Source organism: Streptomyces sp. NPDC030021, from assembly GCF_055574035.1.
Genome location: NZ_JBVIAH010000004.1, coordinates 363,206 through 378,824 on the forward strand (window position 1 = coordinate 363,206; position 15,619 = coordinate 378,824).

The window sequence follows — 15,619 nt, forward strand, 5'->3', positions numbered from 1 at the left end:
GGAGGGGAGGCCGGGCGAATGCGTGGGGGGCGGTGCGGCGAGGGCGGTGCGGCGGGGGCGGTGCGGCGGGGGCGCGGGCGGTGCGGCTGCCGGGGCGCGGCGCGGCGAGGTTCAGGCGGTGGCGGTCGGCGGGGTCCCGCCGAGCCGGTGGAGCGTGGCGAGGACGTCGTCGAGCCAGGCGATCGTCATCCGCTCGAACGCGATGCCGCCGCGCAGCACGACGTGCTGGAGCTCCTGACCGGCGTCGAGCGGTGCGGGGGCGTCCGGCCCGGTGAAGTCGCGCAGTTCACCGGCGAGATAGCGGGCCAGCCGGTCGCTGTGTGCCCGGTGGTGCCGCTCGACCTCGTGGATCAGCGCGGCCGGGTCGTCGAAGGCCGCGCCGCGGATCTTGACGGCGAGGTCGTGGCGGAGGCTCTCGGGCTCGATCGGCTCGTGCAGCCACTCGGCGAGGACGGCGCGGCCGGGGCCGGCGACGGAGTACTCCTTCTTGTCCGGCCGGCCCTGCTGCGGGACCTCGCGGACGGCGAGCAGCCCGCTTCCCTCCATGCGCCCCAGGACGCGGTAGATCTGCTGGTGGGTGGCGGTCCAGAAGTAGCCGATGGACCGGTCGAACCGGCGGGCCAGCTCATAGCCGGAGCCCGGCTTCTCCAGCAGGGAGACGAGGATCGCGTGGTCGAGCGCCATGCCCCGATCTTTCTATGCAACTCGTTGCATAGACAAGCGGCAGGGGTCAGGTGAGACGCGGCTCACCCGGCAGCCTGCGGCCGCCCCGGGGGCCGCAGGACGCCCCGGAAACCCCCTGCCCGCCCTCGCGCTCACTCGGCGGCGAGCCGTGCGCCCGTCCACACGAGCGCCGGCGGGATCTCCCGCAGCCAGGTGTTGAAGCTGTGGCCACCGCTGTCGAGGATGATCGACGAGACGTGCGCGGGTGCCTTCACCTTCCGGATGAACTCCTGCGTCTCGCCGTAGTTCGGCTCGCCCCGCAGCGAAGAGGTCACCAGGAACGAGGAGTTCCGCTGCGGCAGGTGGTCCAGGTGCCACAGCAGGTCGGACCGTTTCTCCTCGTCCTTGTTCCCCTTGAACAGATCACCGGAGTCCTGGTCGATCTCGGGCCTGTACTCCGCCGACAGGCCCACGCCGACCGCGTACGCCTCCGGGTGCTGCACCGCCATCTTCAGGGCGCAGTAGCCCCCGGTGGAATCGCCGATGATGCCCCAGCTCCGCGGCGAGGTGCCCACGCGGTACGTGCCGGAGACCGCCTTGACGACATCCGCGCCGAAGAAGGCCTCGCTCTGCGGGCCCCCGGGGACGTCGACACACTGGGTGTTGGGCCCGGCGATGGTGGGCCGCATCATCACCAGGATCATCGGCTGCATGCGCTTCTGCTTCGCCAGGCTCCACGCCAGCCGCGGGTAGTGCAGCTTCTTGATGAGGTTCTCGGCCATGCCCGGGTAACCCGTGAGGACCACGGCGGCCGGGAACCTGCGCTGCCCGTCGCTCTTGTCGAAGTACTCCGGCGGCAGATACACGTATGCCTCGGCGGCGGCCCGGGACCGCTCGCCGTGGATCGTCACCTTCTCGATCACCCCACCCACCTGCGGGTTCCGGCCACCGGGCACCTCCGGGGCCTGCCGGCCCAGCACTTCCACGGCGGCGCCGCCCGGGGCGGCCGGGGCGTGCTGCTTCGTACCGGCGAGGTCGGCCCACGAGTCGTAGAGGAGGAAAGTGCGGTTGGCCGCGGCGCCGACCGAGGCGAGAACCGTCAACTGCACGAGAAGGAGCAGCCCGACGCGTCCCAGCACCCTTCGGGCGCCCGGCCCTCCCAGCCTGGGCCACACCCCTACCGTGAGGGCGAACAGCAGCGCCGTGCACACCGCAACGCTCGCCATGAGCGTGCCACTCGTCAGACCCATGAATCAGTGAACCCTCTGCACCGTCCCCGTCCGGACGCTCGGTCCGGAGCGATACCAGTGGGTAGCGCACCAGGCAAGAGGGGCGGAGCGGGCCCCGCGTTCCCTCCCGGAGGAATCCACCGGCGCGGACCTCGCCTTCGTGGCTTCGACCGAGCCAGGACCGAAAAGGCGCGGTCGGCTCGACTCTCCTTTGTGCCATGCCACATGAGGCTCTGACGGCGGCCCGGATCCGGTGCCGGAATTCCTTTCCGATGCTGTTGGCATTTGACAGTTCTCATGCATGTTTCACGCGGCAAATTACATTCCATATGCCGATTCACCCTCGCAGATGCGTTCGGCGAAGCGATCTGGCCTCGGTGGACGGCAGTCGCTGACCAGGAGATCCGCATGACGCAGGACGAAGACCGCCGGACAGGCGCGGGGCGGGCATCGCGCCGTGTGGCGCACGCGTGTGCCGCCGCCGCCACCGCCCTGCTGATCACCTCCTGCGGCACGGCCGGCGACCCGAAGGACGCGGCCGCCTCGTCCGCCCCGGCATCGGCATCGGCCTCCCCGAAGGCCTCGTCGGCTCCGATCAACCCGGGTGAGGTACGGATCGCGGGCGAGTCGACAAGCCGTACACGATCACCCTGGCCGACCTCCGCAAGCTGCCCCAGGCCGAGGCCTCGGTGGAGTTCATCAGCGCCAAGGGGGACCAGAAGCACACCTACCAGGGCGTGCTGCTGCACGAGGTGCTGAAGGCGGCCCAGCCGCGCTTCGACCAGAGCAAGAAGAACGGGCAACTGCGCGGGGTCGTCTCGGCCACCGGCGGCAGCGACTACCGTGCGGTCTTCGCCTGGGCCGAACTCGATCCGGGCTTCGCCAAGTCCCAGATCCTGCTGGCCGTTTCCGAGGACGGGACGGCGTTCGACGACTCGGCCGGCCCTCGCCTGGTCGTCCCGCAGGACACCCGCGGCGGCCGCTACGTCTCCGAACTGAATCAGCTGTGGGCCGGCACCGTCGATCCGGTGGTCGACGGTGCCCACTGAGGCATCCGGAGCGCCCGGCCGCCGACGGTCCGTGACCCGGCGCGCGCTGCTCGGCGCCGCCGGGCTCGGGGCCGTGGCGGGCGGCAGCGCCCTCGTCGCGGCCACCGTGCGCGAGTCCCCGGCCGCGCCGGGCGGCGCCGGGGCGACCGTCCCCTTCCACGGCCCGCAGCAGGCCGGGATCCTGCACCCCCGTCAGACCCACGCCCACCTGGCCGCCTTCGACTTCGGGGCGCGGACCGACCGGGGCCGGGCCGCCGCGCTCCTGCTGCGCTGGAGCACCGCCGCCGAGCGCCTCACCCGAGGCGAACCGGTCGGCGAGGAGATCGGCCCGCCGGGTCCCCGGGCCGCCGACACCGGCGTCGCGCTGGGCTCCGGGCCCGCCTCCCTCACCCTCACCTTCGGCTTCGGCGCGAGCTTCTTCGACCGGGTGGGCCTGGCCACGGCCCGCCCCGAGGCACTCGCACCGCTGCCCGCCTTCCCCGGCGACCAGCTCGACCCGGCCCGTGGAGGCGGCGACCTGTTCGTCCAGATCGCCGCCGACGACCCGCTCGTCGGCCTGCACGCCCTGCGCACCGTGCAGCGCCTGGCGCACGGCGAGGCGAAGACCCGCTGGGTGATGTCCGGGTTCACCACCGCGCCGGTGCCCGGCCGCGCCGCGCCCACGCACCGCAACCTCATGGGACAGCTCGACGGCACCGCCAACCCCTCCCCCGCCGATGGAGCCGCGCGGGACCGCATCCTCGTGACCGCCCCCGGTTCGCCGCCCTGGCTGACGGGCGGCTCCTACGTGGTGGTCCGCCGGATCCGGATGCTCCTCGACCGCTGGGACACCCTCCCCCTGGAGCACCGGGAACAGGCCGTCGGCCGCCGCGCCGCCGACGGCTCCCCGCTCACCGGCGGCGGCGAACACACCGCCCCCGACCTCACCGCCCACCGCCCGGACGGCGTCCCGGTGATCGCGCACAACGCACACATCCGGCTGGCCGCACCCGGCACCAACGGCGGCGCGACGATGCTGCGCCGCGGCTGGTCGTACTACGACGGCCTGCGCGCGGACGGCACACCGGACGCCGGAATGCTCTTCGTCGCCTGGCAGTCCGACCCCCGCACCGGCTTCGTCCCCGTCCAGCAGCGCCTCGCCCGCGGCGACGCCCTCGGCCGCTACCTGGTCCACGAGGCCTCGTCCTTGTTCGTCGTCCCCGGCGGCGTCCGGCCGGGCGGTTATGCCGGCCAGGCCCTGCTGGAGGACGCCCCCCAATAGGTCGTGTCGTCCGTCCGGGCGATGTGCGGGAACCCCGCAACGGTGGTGGGCGTTGGTGCGACCATAGGAAGGTGATCAGCGGGATCCGACTTCCGATGACTCCGAGGGGAGCCGTTCATGAGCACGGCGAAAGACCTGTTCATCATCGCCATGGACCCGCAGCCGGACCATTCGGTCGGCCAGGGTGACCTGTCGCTCGCCCTCGCCGGAGCCGAGCTGATCGATCTCCTCGACGCGCAGGCGGCCGTTCTGGACGGCGACCGCATCGTGCCGGGCGGGCAGCCCGTGCTGGACGACGGGCTCCTGGCGGAGGCCTCGTCGGCGCTCACCCGGCAGACGCCGTACGAGCGGGTCGAGGACTGGCTGTGGCGCCGCGGCCGTGACCTCTCCGCCTCCTACCAGGCCACCCTCGAAGAAGCCGGTCAGCTGACACGGGGACGCCGCGGTCTGCTGCCCTTCGGATCCGATCGCCTGGAAGTGGCCGATACGCCCGCTCACCGCCAGGCCCTGAGCCGCTGGGAAGCGGACGAGCCCGTGCTCGCCTCTCTTGCCGCGGCCGTGGGCATCCGCGGCCCGCGCTCCGAGGACGAGCCCGGCCTGGACGACGAAGCGGTGACGACCGTACTGGCCGTCGTCGGCGACGCCGTGATGGAACTGGAGGCCGTACGCCAGCGGCGGTCCATCGAGAACGCGGCGTTCGCCAACGTCTGGCGCGTCCCGTGAGCCCCGTGGCTGCTGCCGCTCGGTGAGCCCGGGACCCGCCGCGCGCGGTCAGCCTGTGTCGAGCACGAGGTCGGCGCGGTGGCGGCCCGGGGCGACGAGTCGCGCGTTGCGCTCGTCCGAGCGGGTCACCCAGTCGCGCGCGTACGCGGGGTCCTTGCCGTGCCGCACATGACGGTCGATCAGCCGCTCCAGGCGCAGGTCCTCGGCCGGGGCGAGGTACCAGGCCTCGTCCAGCAGGGGGCGTACCGAGGCCCACTCCCCCGCGTCGTGCAGCAGGTAGTTCCCCTCGGTGATCACCAGCGGTACGTCCGGGGGCACGGGGATGCTGCCCGCGATCGGCTCCTCCAGGGCGCGGTCGAAGGCGGGCGCGTACACCGTCGGTCCGTGCGGTGCGCGCAGCCGGCGCAGCAGGGCGACGTACCCGGCGGCGTCGAAGGTGTCCGGGGCACCCTTGCGGTCGGCGCGGCCCAGCCGGTCCAGTTCGGCCTGGGCGAGGTGGAAACCGTCCATCGGGACCACGACGGCCCGCTCCGGCCCGAGCGCGTCCGCGAGGCGGGCGGCCAGTGTCGACTTCCCGGCCCCCGGGGGCCCGGCGATGCCCAGGACGCGCCGCTCGCCGGGGGTGGCCAGCGCCCGCGCCCTCACTACCGGTTCCGTCGTGCTCATCCGCACATCCTGCCCGAGGGGGACGGCCCGGCGCCCCCGGCCGTGGTGGCGGGCGGGGGGCGCCGGGCGGCGGTCAGCAGCGCGGACAGGCGTCGCGGATCACGCGCCAGGTGAAGGTGGCGGAGGCCGTGGCACCCGCGGCATCCCGGGCGGTGACGGTGACGGTACGGATGCCGCTGCCGCGCAGGAGGCCCGAGATCAGGCCGGTCGACGCGTTGATCGTGGCACCGGTGGGCAGGTTGACCGCGGACCACGTGTAGGGGGCCGTGCCGCCGGTGGCGGTCATCGGTAAGTACGCGGAGTCGTACTGGAGGGACACCTGGTTGCCCGGGTTGACCACGGACGGGGCAGCGGCGGCCGCTGTGCGCGTCACCGCCGGGCCGGTCGAACTGTGCGGGGCGGCGAAGGACGGACCGGCCGACGCTGCCAGGACGGCGGTCAGGCCGACGGCCAGCGCCGCCAGTCTGCGCGAGGTGCGCGGGCGCGGGGTGCGTGTGGATGTGCTCAACGGGACCTCCGAACTCGTCGGGCGAGGACGGCGTCCCGGCAAGGGCCCCGGAGACCGCCATCGCCCGTTGTGGGTATGCATGTTCGAGGTGCGTGGCGCGTCGGAATCATAGGCGGGCCCGGCCGTCCCGTCGATGGCGGCGCGGTCGGCCGCACACGCCTACGATGTCCGCCATGCCCGGTACGGTCGCCGTTCCGCACAACCCCCCGCCCCGCGCCCGACTGCGGTCCGCCACCCGCCTGGCCGTATGCACCGCCGTGCCCTGGTTCCTCTGCCTCTGGTGGGGCACGAGCACGGTCCCGGTGCCCGCCGCCCTGCCCGCCGTACTGATCCTCCGCGAGGACGTGTACGCCGCCCCGCGCCTCGGGTGGAACCGGCTCGTCGGCGTCGTCGTGGGCGTGGCGCTGAGCACGTTCGTACTGCACTGGCTGCCGCCGCCCCCGGCCTCCTCCGTGACCTCGGTGTCGGCGGCGGCCTCGGTGTCCTTCCTCGCCGTACTGGCCTGCGGCTGCGCGGGCATGTACCTGATGTACCAGGGCGGCGCCCCCAACCAGCAGGTCCTGGTCAGCGCGCTGGTGATCTACGCGACCGCCCTCCCCGGTTATGCCCTGGCCCGCCTGGTGGAGAGCGCGGTCGGCATCGCCACCGTCGTCCTGCTGGGACCCCTGCTGTGGCCGCCGGACCCCTACCGGTCGGCCGCGGACGGCCTCGACGCGTACCGGAGCGAACTCGGCGGCCTCCTCGGCACCGTCACCGCCCGCCTCGGCGGCGGCGGACCGCCCACCGCCCCCGAGCTCCCCGAGGAGGCGGAACTGTGGCTGCGCCCCCGGAACGGCCTCGCGTCCTACGACCGGGCCGCCCGGCGGGCCCGGCTCCCGCGGCTGTACCTGCGTACGCCGAGCCGCCCGCCGGACGGGCTCGGGGAGCGGCTGCGGCTCGCCGCCCAAAGTGCGCTCACCCTCCAGTACTTCGCCCAGGAACTCCGGGAGCGCGCCCGCACGGACGGCCCAGGCGCGGCTCCCGATCCCGGTGCGGCTCCCGATCCCGCCCTGCGCGATCTCGCCCCGCTGGTGCGGGCCACCGCCCGCGCGCTGGACACCGCCCTGCGCGGCGAGGACTGCGCCGCGGACCTCGACCGGGCCCGCGGCCTGGACCTCGCCCACCGCGCGGCCCACCCCACCCGGCACGACGCCGTCCTGCGGGCGGGCCTCCACCTGACCCACGAGGCCGTCGCCGACCATGTGTCGGCCCGCCCCTGACGACCGTCCCGATGGCGTTGTCGTACTGAGCGGTGCCGGTCGGGCCCGGCGCCCGAGCCACCGATAGGCTCGGGCACCGACCGGGGAGATGAAGGATCTATGACGTTGAACGAAGGCCTCCGGGTGAAGCTGGCCGCGGACCTCACGCTGACCGGTTCGGTCACGGCGGCGGGGGAGGCCGTCGCCGGATTCCTGGCCCTGGCCTCGGGCACCGAGGGCACCGTCGAGCGGGTGGACGAGCACCAGCCGCAGAGCGGCGAGGACGTCCGCGAGTACGAGCGCCTGAAGTCGCTCCTCGACTCCTTCGGCCATCAGATGCCCGAGGGGAGCAGGAAGCAGCTCAAGGAGAAGGTCACCTCCCTGGAACCGGCGTGGACCGCCTTCCAGGAGCAGAAGCTCCGCGTGACGGTCCGCGTCCGCTTCGACAACGGGTTCGTCCTCGACGGCGCGCACGAGGAACTCTTCGACTCCGCCTGAGGCCGGCCTGGGCGGTCCGGGGCCGTCTGGCACCCGCACCCGGCGCGCGTTTCACTGGAAGATGCCGTACCAGCGCGCCCACGCAGGACCGCGCACCCGGGAGGTCCAGTGAACACGTACGTGTCACCCCGCTTCGACCCCGCTCGCGTCCCCCACCTGCTGGGGTCCTTCGCGCCCGTGTCCGAGGAGGTCGACGTCGCGGACCTGGAGGTCACGGGCGAGCTGCCGGACACCCTGGACGGCCTGTACGTGCGCAACGGCCCCAATCCGCGGTTCACGCCGATCGGCTCGTACCTGTACCCCATCGACGGCGACGGCATGCTGCACGGCGTGTGGATCTCCGGTGGGCGGGCCCGCTACCGCAACCGCTTCGTACGCACCCCCGCGCTGCTGGCCGAGGAACGGGCCGGCCGAGCCCTGTGGGGCGGCGTCGAATCGATGATCATGCCGGATGCCGACCAGGTGGGACCGGAGCTCGCCGGCACCTTCCGGGACATGCCCGACATCAACGTGGTCCGGCACGCCGGCCGTCTGCTGGCCCTGGCCGAATCGGCCTGTCCCTTCCAGGTCGACGCCGAACTGGCGACGCTCGGCCGCGAGGGCTTCGGCGGGGCCCTGCCCGCGGGCATCACCGCCCATCCCAAGATCGACCCGGTCACGGGCGAGATGGTCGTCTTCTGCTACGGCCTGGAGCCGCCCTACCTGACCTGGTCCGTCATCGACCGCCACGGCGCGGTCAGCCGCGGGCCCACCTCCGTCGACGGGGTGGACGAGCCGATGATGATCCACGACATGGCCCTGACCGGCCGCTACGCCGTCCTCGTCCTCGCCCCGGCCTTCTTCGACCTCGCCGCCGCCATGACGGGCGGCTCCTTCCTCGCCTGGCGCCCCGAGCGCGGCACCCGGGTGGCGCTGATCCCGCGCGACGGCGGGCCGGTGCGCTGGGCGGCGGACGAGGCCTTCTGGGCGTGGCACACCGTGAACGCGTACGACGACGGCCCCGGCGCGGACGCCCCGGTGGTCCTCGACTACGTGCAGTGGAGCAGGCTCACCGTCGGCGGCCCGGAGGAGGACACCGAACCGATCAGCGGTGGTCTGGTGCGGGCGCGCATCGACCCGGCGGCCGGCCACATGGCCCGTACCCCGCTGGACGACTCCCGGGTGGAGTTCCCGCGGGTCGACGACCGGCGCATCGGCCGGCGCCACCGGTACACCGCGCTGGCCACCGAAACCGGGCGGACGGACCTGCTGCCCGGCGAGTACGACGCCGTGCGCTGGTACGACAACGAGACCGGCACCTCCCGCGTCTGGCCGGCCGGGGACCTCTCGGTCGGCGAGCCGGTCTTCGCCCCCGAGCCGGGCTCGGGGACCGGCTCCGAGAAGGGTGGCCACTGGCTGACCTTCGCCACGGACCGCACGGACGGATCGAGCTGGTTCCTGGTCATCCCCGCGGAGGATCCCGCTTCGGGCCCGGTGGCTCGCGCCCGTATCCCCGTGCGCGTCCCGCTCGGCCTGCACGGCTGCTGGCTGCCGACCGAGGAGTGAACCCGCTCGGCGCGCCCGGGCGGCGCGGCCGTGCCACGCTGTTTCCTGGCCTCGGGAGGAGACAGCCGCGACGAACGGAGCGCGCTGTGAGCAGACCGATCCACCCCGCAGCACTGCGGCGCGGTATGCCCGCCGCCTGCGCCGCCCTGCTGTTCGTGGCCCTCGCCTCGGGTACCGCGACCGGAGCGACCCCGCCCCCGTCCCCATCCCCGGCTACGACCCCGACCGCGCCGTCCGCGACCGGCGACACGGGGCTCGCCGGCCTCGACCCGCGCATCAGGGAGATCATGCGCAAGCCGGACTACCGCAATGCCCAGTGGGGCCTCCTGCAGACGGACCCGGACAACGGCCGCGTGGTGCACAGCCTCTTCCCCGGGCAGTTCTTCATTCCCGGGTCCACGGCCAAGCTGATCAGCGTCTCGGGCCCGTGGCACACCCTGGGCGCCGACCACCGCTTCGTGACCCCGCTCTACGCGGTCGGCGAGCGTGACGGCGCCACGCTGACCGGCGACCTCGACCTCGTCGCCCAGGGCGACCTCACCATGGGCGGCCGTACGCGCCCCGACGGCACGGTCGCGTACACCGACCTCGACCACACCTACGCCAACGACTTCCCCGGGGCGACCCTCACCCCGGAGAACCCGCTCGCCGGAATCGACCTGCTCGCCCGGCAGGTGCGCGCCTCCGGCATCACCCGCGTCGACGGCGACGTGATCGTGGACAGCCGGCTGTTCCTCCCCGACCCGGAGCTCGTCCCCACGCCGACGCCCCTGATCATCAACGACAACCTGATCGACCTCATGACCACCCCCGGGGACCGGCCCGGCGCGGACGCCCGGCTGGACTGGCGGCCCAAGGTCGCGCCCTACCAGGTCACCTCGGCGGTGAAGACCGTGGCGGCCGGGAAGCCGACCGCGGTCACGGTGACGGCCACGGACGGCGGCACCCGGATCCGCCTGACGGGAACGATCGCGGCAGGCTCGGAACCGCTGCTGCGCACCTCCCCGATCGGCGACCCGGCCGCCTTCGGACGGGTCGCGCTGATCGAGGCGCTCGAACGCGCCGGGGTGCACGTCACCGCCGACCCGTCGGGCGCCAACCCGGTGGGGCGGCTGCCGCGCGACTACGACGGACGGCCACGGGTGGCCGCGTACACCTCCCCGCCCTACGCCCAGTACGCCAAGCTGATCCTCAAGGTCAGCCACAACCTGGGCGCCAACCTCGGCATCTGCCTCCTCGCCGTCACCGCGAAGAGCGACCAGTGCCCCGCCGGCTTCCCGGTGCTCGCCGACTTCCTCGACCAGGCCGGCGTCGACCGCGAGCAGGCGCAGCTCATGGACGGCCGGGGCGGCAACCCCGCCGACCGGGCCACGCCGCAGGTGCTGGTGCAGATGCTGGCGTACTGGCAACGGACCCCGGACGCGCGGCTGTTCCGGGAGGCCCTGCCCGTCCTCGGGGTCGACGGTCTGCTGGCCGAGAACTGCCGCAGCTGTCCGGCCCGGGGGAAGGTGTTCGCCAAGACCGGCGCGGCCGTCGGCGGTGACGCCCTCAACGACCGGCTGGCCGTCGGCGCCATCACCATCGCGGGCTACCTCGACAAGGGCGGCGGCCGCTTCGACACCTTCTACGCGGGTGTCAACGGCGCCTCCACACCGAGCGCCGACCCCACCGAGGTGCTGGCCATCGCCAACGACCTCGCGATGATCGCCGCCTACCTCCAGGAGTCGTCCTAGATCACGCCTCTATGCTGGACCGATGTCGTCGATCAAGCAGTTCCAGGTCACCTTCGACTGCGCGGAACCTGAGCGCCTCGCCCGTTTCTGGTGCGAGGTGTTGGGGTATGTCGTACCGCCGCCCCCGGAAGGGTTCGCCACCTGGGACGATTTCAAGCGCTCGCTGCCGCCCGAGGAGCAGGACGCGTGGTTCGCCTGCACCGATCCCTCGGGCGTGGGTCCGCAGCTGTACTTCCAGCGCGTCCCCGAAGGGAAGGCCGCCAAGAACCGGCTGCACCTCGATGTGCGGGTCGGCACCGGCCTCGTGGGTGAAGAGCGCCTCGCCGTACTCAAGGCCGAATGCGCACGACTGGTCCCGCTCGGCGCGGTACACGTGCGCACGCTGTACGACGGCAATGATGCGTGCATCCCGATGCTGGACATCGAGGGCAACGAGTTCTGCATCGATTGAGTGGGAGGACCGGCTACTGCTGCGCCCAGGTGTGCAGCAGGGCTTCCCGCGCACGCGGCTCGGGGGTGCCTTCCACGGCGTGCTCCCGGCCCCACGCCTCGACGGCCCGCGGGTCCGCGGTTCCGGCCACGAAGCGGTCGAGCAGGTCCTGGGAGAGCCGTGCCTCCTCGGCGGGGTAGCCTGCCACCGCCGCGTGGACGGTGACCTCGTGCGTACCCTCCTCCGTCTCCAGGCGCAGCGTCATCTCCGGCGGCCCCTCGCCGAGGTAGTCCGCTCCGATCGCGGCCGAGAACATCGCGCCGAGGGCCTTCGTCGCACGGCCCACCGGGTTGTGCCCGGGCACGTCCTCGACCACGGCGGAACGCAGCCCCGCCCACGTCCATGTCCGGGGGCTGTCGGGGTCCGCGGCATCCAGGCCCTCGGCGGTCAGCCGGACGCAGATCCCGAGGGCGTTCGGCGGCGACCCCACGTACACCGCGTCCGGAGTGACCCAGAACAGTCCGACCATCGCCGCCACGCGCCGCTCCCCGCTCTCGTCCCCGACCCACCATCCATACCGCCCGCCGGGAACGGACCGCCGCAGACACACCGCAGACACACCGGGAGGCCGCCGTACGCGCGCCGGCGTAAATCGATGGGGTCCCGCGGCCGGATCTGCGAGCATCCACGGATGGGTGCATTGGACGCAGTGGCCGGCAGGGTCGCCGGCGGAGCCACCGTGGAGTTCCGGCCGACCGGCTCCTCGATGGTCCCGTTGATACGCAGTCGTCAGCGGGTGGTGGTCGCTCCGGCCGACCCGTTGAAGCTGAAGGCCGGGGACATCGTCCTCGCCCGTGTCGCCGGGACGGTGTACCTGCACCTGGTGTCGGCCGTGGACCCGGCGAGGAAGCGGGTGCAGATCAGCAACAACCGGGGCCGGGTGAACGGCTGGACCGGCCACGACCGTGTCTTCGGTATCTGTACGGCGGTCGACGGTGTCCCCCGCGTGGGCGCCGCGGACAAGACGCGTGCGGCGTAGGGGCCGGCTGTCGCGATGCGTCGTTTGAGGCTTCCGGTCACCATCCACCAAGCGCGTCTCGGACCGGTGGAGTTCAAGGTCGTCCGACCGGCCGAGCCACCGGTCCGGGCCGTACTCCTCGACCGCAGCGGGCGGAGGCCTCGAACGTTCCCCGGATCATCCGGGCGCTGTACGCGGACGACGGGCGGCTGGCGCGCGACCTGGTGCGCCCGCTGTGGGTGCTGACCCGCTGGAACGAGGTGTACTCGGCCACGCTCGCGGCGATCCCATTCCTCGCGCACGCGGCCGCGCACGTACCCCGCGTACCGGCGGACCTGATCCGCCGGCTCGCGGACATCGCCGACGGGCGCGGGCCCGGTTCGGCGGAGCGCGGCGGCGCGGACGCGGTTGCCTTCGACCTGGTCCTGGCCGAACTCCCGGCCCTGTTGCGGTTCTTGGAGGACCCCGATCCAGAGACCCGGCGAGCGGTCGTCGGCCTCACGCCGCTCGCCTCCCTGGTGGGCGAGGACGTAGGGGACCGCCTCGCGCAGCGGTACGAGGAGGACCCCGACGGGCCGGTCCGGGCCGACGCCTTCTCCGCGCTCGCCGGCCTCCGCGCGGACGTGGTCGGGCGGTGGGCGGCCGTTAGGGTGAAACCTGACCCTCCGTGAAGAAAGGCCCTGCGGCTCACTGTGACCGAATCACGCACGCACACCCTCTTCTCCTTCGGCACGCTGATGGACGAGCGGGTCCAGACCGCTCTCTTCGGCAGAGCCGTGCCCACCTCCCCGGCGTCGCTGGCCGGTTACACCACCCGGCCCCTGAAGATCACCGATCCGGCGGTGATCGCGGCCAGCGGGCTCGACGTGCATCTGATCCTGGAGCGCAGGCTCGGCGCCTCGGTCGAAGGCGCCGTGCTGCACCTGACCGACCAGGAGCTCGCCGCGGCCGATGCCTACGAGGTCGACGACTACACCCGCCGGCGGGTGGTCCTCTCCTCCGGCGAGAGCACCTGGGCCTACCTGGACGCGAGGCCGCTGCGCCCGGCGGAGCGCATCGTCATCGTGGGCGACAGCATCGCCTACGGACGCTGCGACCCGCGGGGCGGCTGGGCGGGCCACCTGGCGGCCGCCCACATCGCCTCGAACGAGGCCGGACGCCGGCTCTTCAACCTGGCGGTCCCCGGCAGCACCCTCGCCGACGTCGGCGAGCAGACGCCCGCACTGCTGGCGGCGCGCCGGCCCGACACCCTCCTGGTCGCCGCCGGCATCAACGACTCCGCCGTGCCGCTCGCCGCCGCGGAGGCCGACGCCGACGGAGCCGCCGATTTCACGCAGCTCACCGGCAGCCTCGACGCGCTGGCCGCCACCGCCCTCGGCCACAACGCCCGGCTCGTCGTCGCCGGGCCGTCCTGGCTCGACGAGGACCGCACCCGCGACTACGAGGGCCTGCGCTTCACCCGGGCGCGCGCACTCGCTCTGCGCGCCTTCCTCCGGGCCTGGTGCGAGGCGAACCACATCGACCACCTCGACCTGTGGGAGCCGCTGCGGGAGCGGACCGACCTGCTCGTCGACGGCCTGCACCCCACCGCCGAAGGGCACCGGGCGCTCTACGAGCACCTCGACGCGCTCGGCCGCTGACCGCCTCACCACCCGTGGTGATCTTGGCGAAGCCGCCTGTAAACCCCGGGGGCACCGCCCGTCACCTGCGCGCAACAGGGACTCCTGCGTTGGACCGCAACGGGACCGAGCTGCACACGGCCGCAGAGGCGGAGGCGAAGGCCGCGACCGGGCAGCGGGTGCGTAGGTTCTGCTCCGACTGCGGCGTGGGGTGCGGGATCGTCCTGGACATCGCCACGGGCGGTGACGGCCGCCGGCTCGACCAGCGCCTCGAAGAGCTCGGCGGCCGGCGGCTCCTGCCCCGCCCGGACTGCGAGCCCGACTACGAGGAGCCCGCGGGACGGTGGCTGGAGCAGGTGCGCGAGGCACTCACGGCCGCCCCGGACCCGGAGCGCGCCGGGAAGCCCCGGTCCGCGGTGGACCGCAACTCCCCCTACACCGCCCGGCTGTCCGGCAACCGGCTGCTCAGCCTGCCCGGAGCAGGCAAGGAGGTCCGCCGGTTCCTCGCTCGTCGACTCCGGCTGGACCCTCTACGCCCTCGCCCCGGGCGAGGTCGAATTCTGGCAGGCGGCCCGCAGCCGCGTGCACACCCGGCTGCGCTACGAGCGGGCCGGGGACGGCTGGGAACGCTTCCGGCTCTGGTCGTAGGACCCTCTGGTCGTAGGACCCCTTGGTCTTACGACTCCCACGAACACCCGCACCCGACCGGCACAACCACCGGCGTACGGGCCCCTCCCCGTTCCTGTTCACAAGGCGAGGCAACACCGTATGACCACACGGACCCCGTACGGCGGCGGAGCCATCGGCTCCCTCTCCGCCGGCGACTCCCCCCACGGCCGCCCGGACGAGCGCATCGCCCGGTTGCTCGCCGAGGCCCTCGGCGACTCCCGGACCATTCTCGACGTCGGCGCCGTCGCCGAGGACCTGCCCTTCGCCGACGGCGAGTTCGACGCGGCGATGACCCTGTTCGGCGTCCACCAGTGGTCCGATGTACGGGCGGGGCTGCGCGAGATGCGGCGCGTGGCCCGCGGCCCGGTGGTCATCCTGACCCGCGACCCCGCCCTGGTCCGGGACTTCTGGCTGTACCGGTACGCGCCCGAGGTCCTCGACACCGAAGCCTTGCGCCACCCGACCGTCGAGGAGCTGGCGTCGGCCCTGGGCGGCTCCGGCACGGTCCGGACCGTGCCCATCCCCCTGGACTGCACCGACGGATTCGACGAGGCCTACTACGGGCGCCCGGAGACGCTGCTCGACCCCGCCGCCCGACAGGCGTGCTCGGCCTGGAGCTTCGTCGACGACCGGGTCCGCGAGCACTTCGACCGGACCCTCCGCGCGGACCTGGAGTCCGGCGCCTGGGACGAGGAATTCGGCCACCTGCGCAGTCGGCCGACCTACGAGGGATCGCTCGTGATCGTGCGCGCGACCCCGTAGGAAGATGC

16 protein-coding genes and 3 pseudogenes are annotated in these 15,619 nt (G+C 73.3%); 14 read left to right on the forward strand and 5 right to left on the reverse strand.

What is annotated here, in order from left to right; genetic code table 11:
- Window positions 1–111: 111 nt before the first annotated feature.
- Together ACZ4YL_RS10545 and ACZ4YL_RS10550 are read right to left on the reverse strand one after the other, a co-directional pair.
- A complete protein-coding gene (locus ACZ4YL_RS10545; RefSeq protein WP_468115352.1) occupies window positions 112–684 on the reverse strand; it encodes a PadR family transcriptional regulator in 573 nt (190 codons plus the stop codon).
- A gap of 131 nt (window positions 685–815) precedes the next feature.
- Complete coding sequence (locus tag ACZ4YL_RS10550) at window positions 816–1,913, reverse strand: alpha/beta hydrolase (RefSeq protein ID WP_468115354.1); 1,098 nt, start codon at window positions 1,911–1,913, stop codon at window positions 816–818.
- Window positions 1,914–2,524: 611 nt separating this feature from the next.
- Between ACZ4YL_RS10550 and ACZ4YL_RS10555 the strand changes: the two are divergent.
- The 3 genes and pseudogenes from ACZ4YL_RS10555 to ACZ4YL_RS10565 form a co-directional block, all read left to right on the forward strand.
- Window positions 2,525–2,941: pseudogene (locus ACZ4YL_RS10555) on the forward strand (molybdopterin-binding protein); the annotation flags it as partial.
- Window positions 2,931–4,202 (forward strand): iron uptake transporter deferrochelatase/peroxidase subunit, encoded by a 1,272-nt coding sequence (gene efeB / locus ACZ4YL_RS10560; protein WP_468115356.1) that lies wholly within the window; start codon window positions 2,931–2,933, stop codon window positions 4,200–4,202. The pseudogene ACZ4YL_RS10555 and the gene efeB, both read left to right, overlap by 11 nt.
- Before the next feature lie 117 nt (window positions 4,203–4,319).
- Complete coding sequence (locus ACZ4YL_RS10565; protein WP_468115357.1) at window positions 4,320–4,925, forward strand: GOLPH3/VPS74 family protein; 606 nt, start codon at window positions 4,320–4,322, stop codon at window positions 4,923–4,925.
- Window positions 4,926–4,973: 48 nt separating this feature from the next.
- Here the strand turns inward: ACZ4YL_RS10565 and ACZ4YL_RS10570 are convergent, their stop codons facing one another.
- On the reverse strand, window positions 4,974–5,591 hold the full coding sequence (locus tag ACZ4YL_RS10570) for a nucleoside/nucleotide kinase family protein (protein WP_468115359.1): 618 nt from the start codon (window positions 5,589–5,591) through the stop codon (window positions 4,974–4,976).
- 73 nt (window positions 5,592–5,664) lie between these two features.
- Window positions 5,665–6,099, reverse strand: a complete 435-nt coding sequence (locus ACZ4YL_RS10575) for an Ig domain-containing protein (protein ID WP_468115360.1) — start codon at window positions 6,097–6,099, stop codon at window positions 5,665–5,667.
- Window positions 6,100–6,272: 173 nt separating this feature from the next.
- Between ACZ4YL_RS10575 and ACZ4YL_RS10580 the strand changes: the two genes are divergently transcribed.
- The 5 genes from ACZ4YL_RS10580 (at window position 6,273) to ACZ4YL_RS10600 (ending at window position 11,564) form a co-directional block, all read left to right on the forward strand.
- On the forward strand, window positions 6,273–7,358 hold the full coding sequence (locus ACZ4YL_RS10580) for an aromatic acid exporter family protein (protein ID WP_468115362.1): 1,086 nt from the start codon (window positions 6,273–6,275) through the stop codon (window positions 7,356–7,358).
- Between the two features lie 99 nt (window positions 7,359–7,457).
- Window positions 7,458–7,835 carry a hypothetical protein gene (locus ACZ4YL_RS10585; RefSeq protein WP_468115363.1) on the forward strand — a complete coding sequence of 126 codons (378 nt, stop codon included), beginning with the start codon at window positions 7,458–7,460 and terminating at the stop codon, window positions 7,833–7,835.
- Window positions 7,836–7,943: 108 nt separating this feature from the next.
- A complete protein-coding gene (locus ACZ4YL_RS10590) occupies window positions 7,944–9,380 on the forward strand; it encodes a carotenoid oxygenase family protein (RefSeq protein ID WP_468115364.1) in 1,437 nt (478 codons plus the stop codon).
- 86 nt (window positions 9,381–9,466) lie between these two features.
- Window positions 9,467–11,113, forward strand: coding sequence for a D-alanyl-D-alanine carboxypeptidase/D-alanyl-D-alanine endopeptidase (dacB, locus tag ACZ4YL_RS10595; protein WP_468115365.1), 1,647 nt, complete (start codon window positions 9,467–9,469; stop codon window positions 11,111–11,113).
- A 22-nt stretch (window positions 11,114–11,135) separates the two neighbouring features.
- A complete protein-coding gene (locus tag ACZ4YL_RS10600) occupies window positions 11,136–11,564 on the forward strand; it encodes a VOC family protein (protein WP_468115366.1) in 429 nt (142 codons plus the stop codon).
- Window positions 11,565–11,577: 13 nt separating this feature from the next.
- Here ACZ4YL_RS10600 and ACZ4YL_RS10605 read toward each other — a convergent pair whose 3' ends face one another.
- Window positions 11,578–12,081 (reverse strand): hypothetical protein, encoded by a 504-nt coding sequence (locus tag ACZ4YL_RS10605; protein WP_468115368.1) that lies wholly within the window; start codon window positions 12,079–12,081, stop codon window positions 11,578–11,580.
- 153 nt (window positions 12,082–12,234) lie between these two features.
- Between ACZ4YL_RS10605 and ACZ4YL_RS10610 the strand changes: the two genes are divergently transcribed.
- From ACZ4YL_RS10610 to ACZ4YL_RS10635, 6 genes and pseudogenes are all read left to right on the forward strand, one after another.
- Window positions 12,235–12,582 carry a S24/S26 family peptidase gene (locus tag ACZ4YL_RS10610; RefSeq protein ID WP_468115370.1) on the forward strand — a complete coding sequence of 116 codons (348 nt, stop codon included), beginning with the start codon at window positions 12,235–12,237 and terminating at the stop codon, window positions 12,580–12,582.
- 203 nt (window positions 12,583–12,785) lie between these two features.
- Entirely contained in the window at window positions 12,786–13,232 is a 447-nt protein-coding gene (locus ACZ4YL_RS10615) for a HEAT repeat domain-containing protein (RefSeq protein WP_468115371.1), read from the forward strand.
- 21 nt (window positions 13,233–13,253) lie between these two features.
- Entirely contained in the window at window positions 13,254–14,201 is a 948-nt protein-coding gene (locus ACZ4YL_RS10620) for a GDSL-type esterase/lipase family protein (RefSeq protein ID WP_468115372.1), read from the forward strand.
- Window positions 14,202–14,422: 221 nt separating this feature from the next.
- Window positions 14,423–14,683, forward strand: a pseudogene (locus ACZ4YL_RS10625) (hypothetical protein); the annotation flags it as partial.
- A 31-nt stretch (window positions 14,684–14,714) separates the two neighbouring features.
- Window positions 14,715–14,828: pseudogene (locus tag ACZ4YL_RS10630) on the forward strand (pyridoxine 5'-phosphate oxidase C-terminal domain-containing protein); the annotation flags it as partial.
- 120 nt (window positions 14,829–14,948) lie between these two features.
- On the forward strand, window positions 14,949–15,611 hold the full coding sequence (locus ACZ4YL_RS10635) for a class I SAM-dependent methyltransferase (RefSeq protein WP_468115373.1): 663 nt from the start codon (window positions 14,949–14,951) through the stop codon (window positions 15,609–15,611).
- Window positions 15,612–15,619 lie beyond the last annotated feature (8 nt).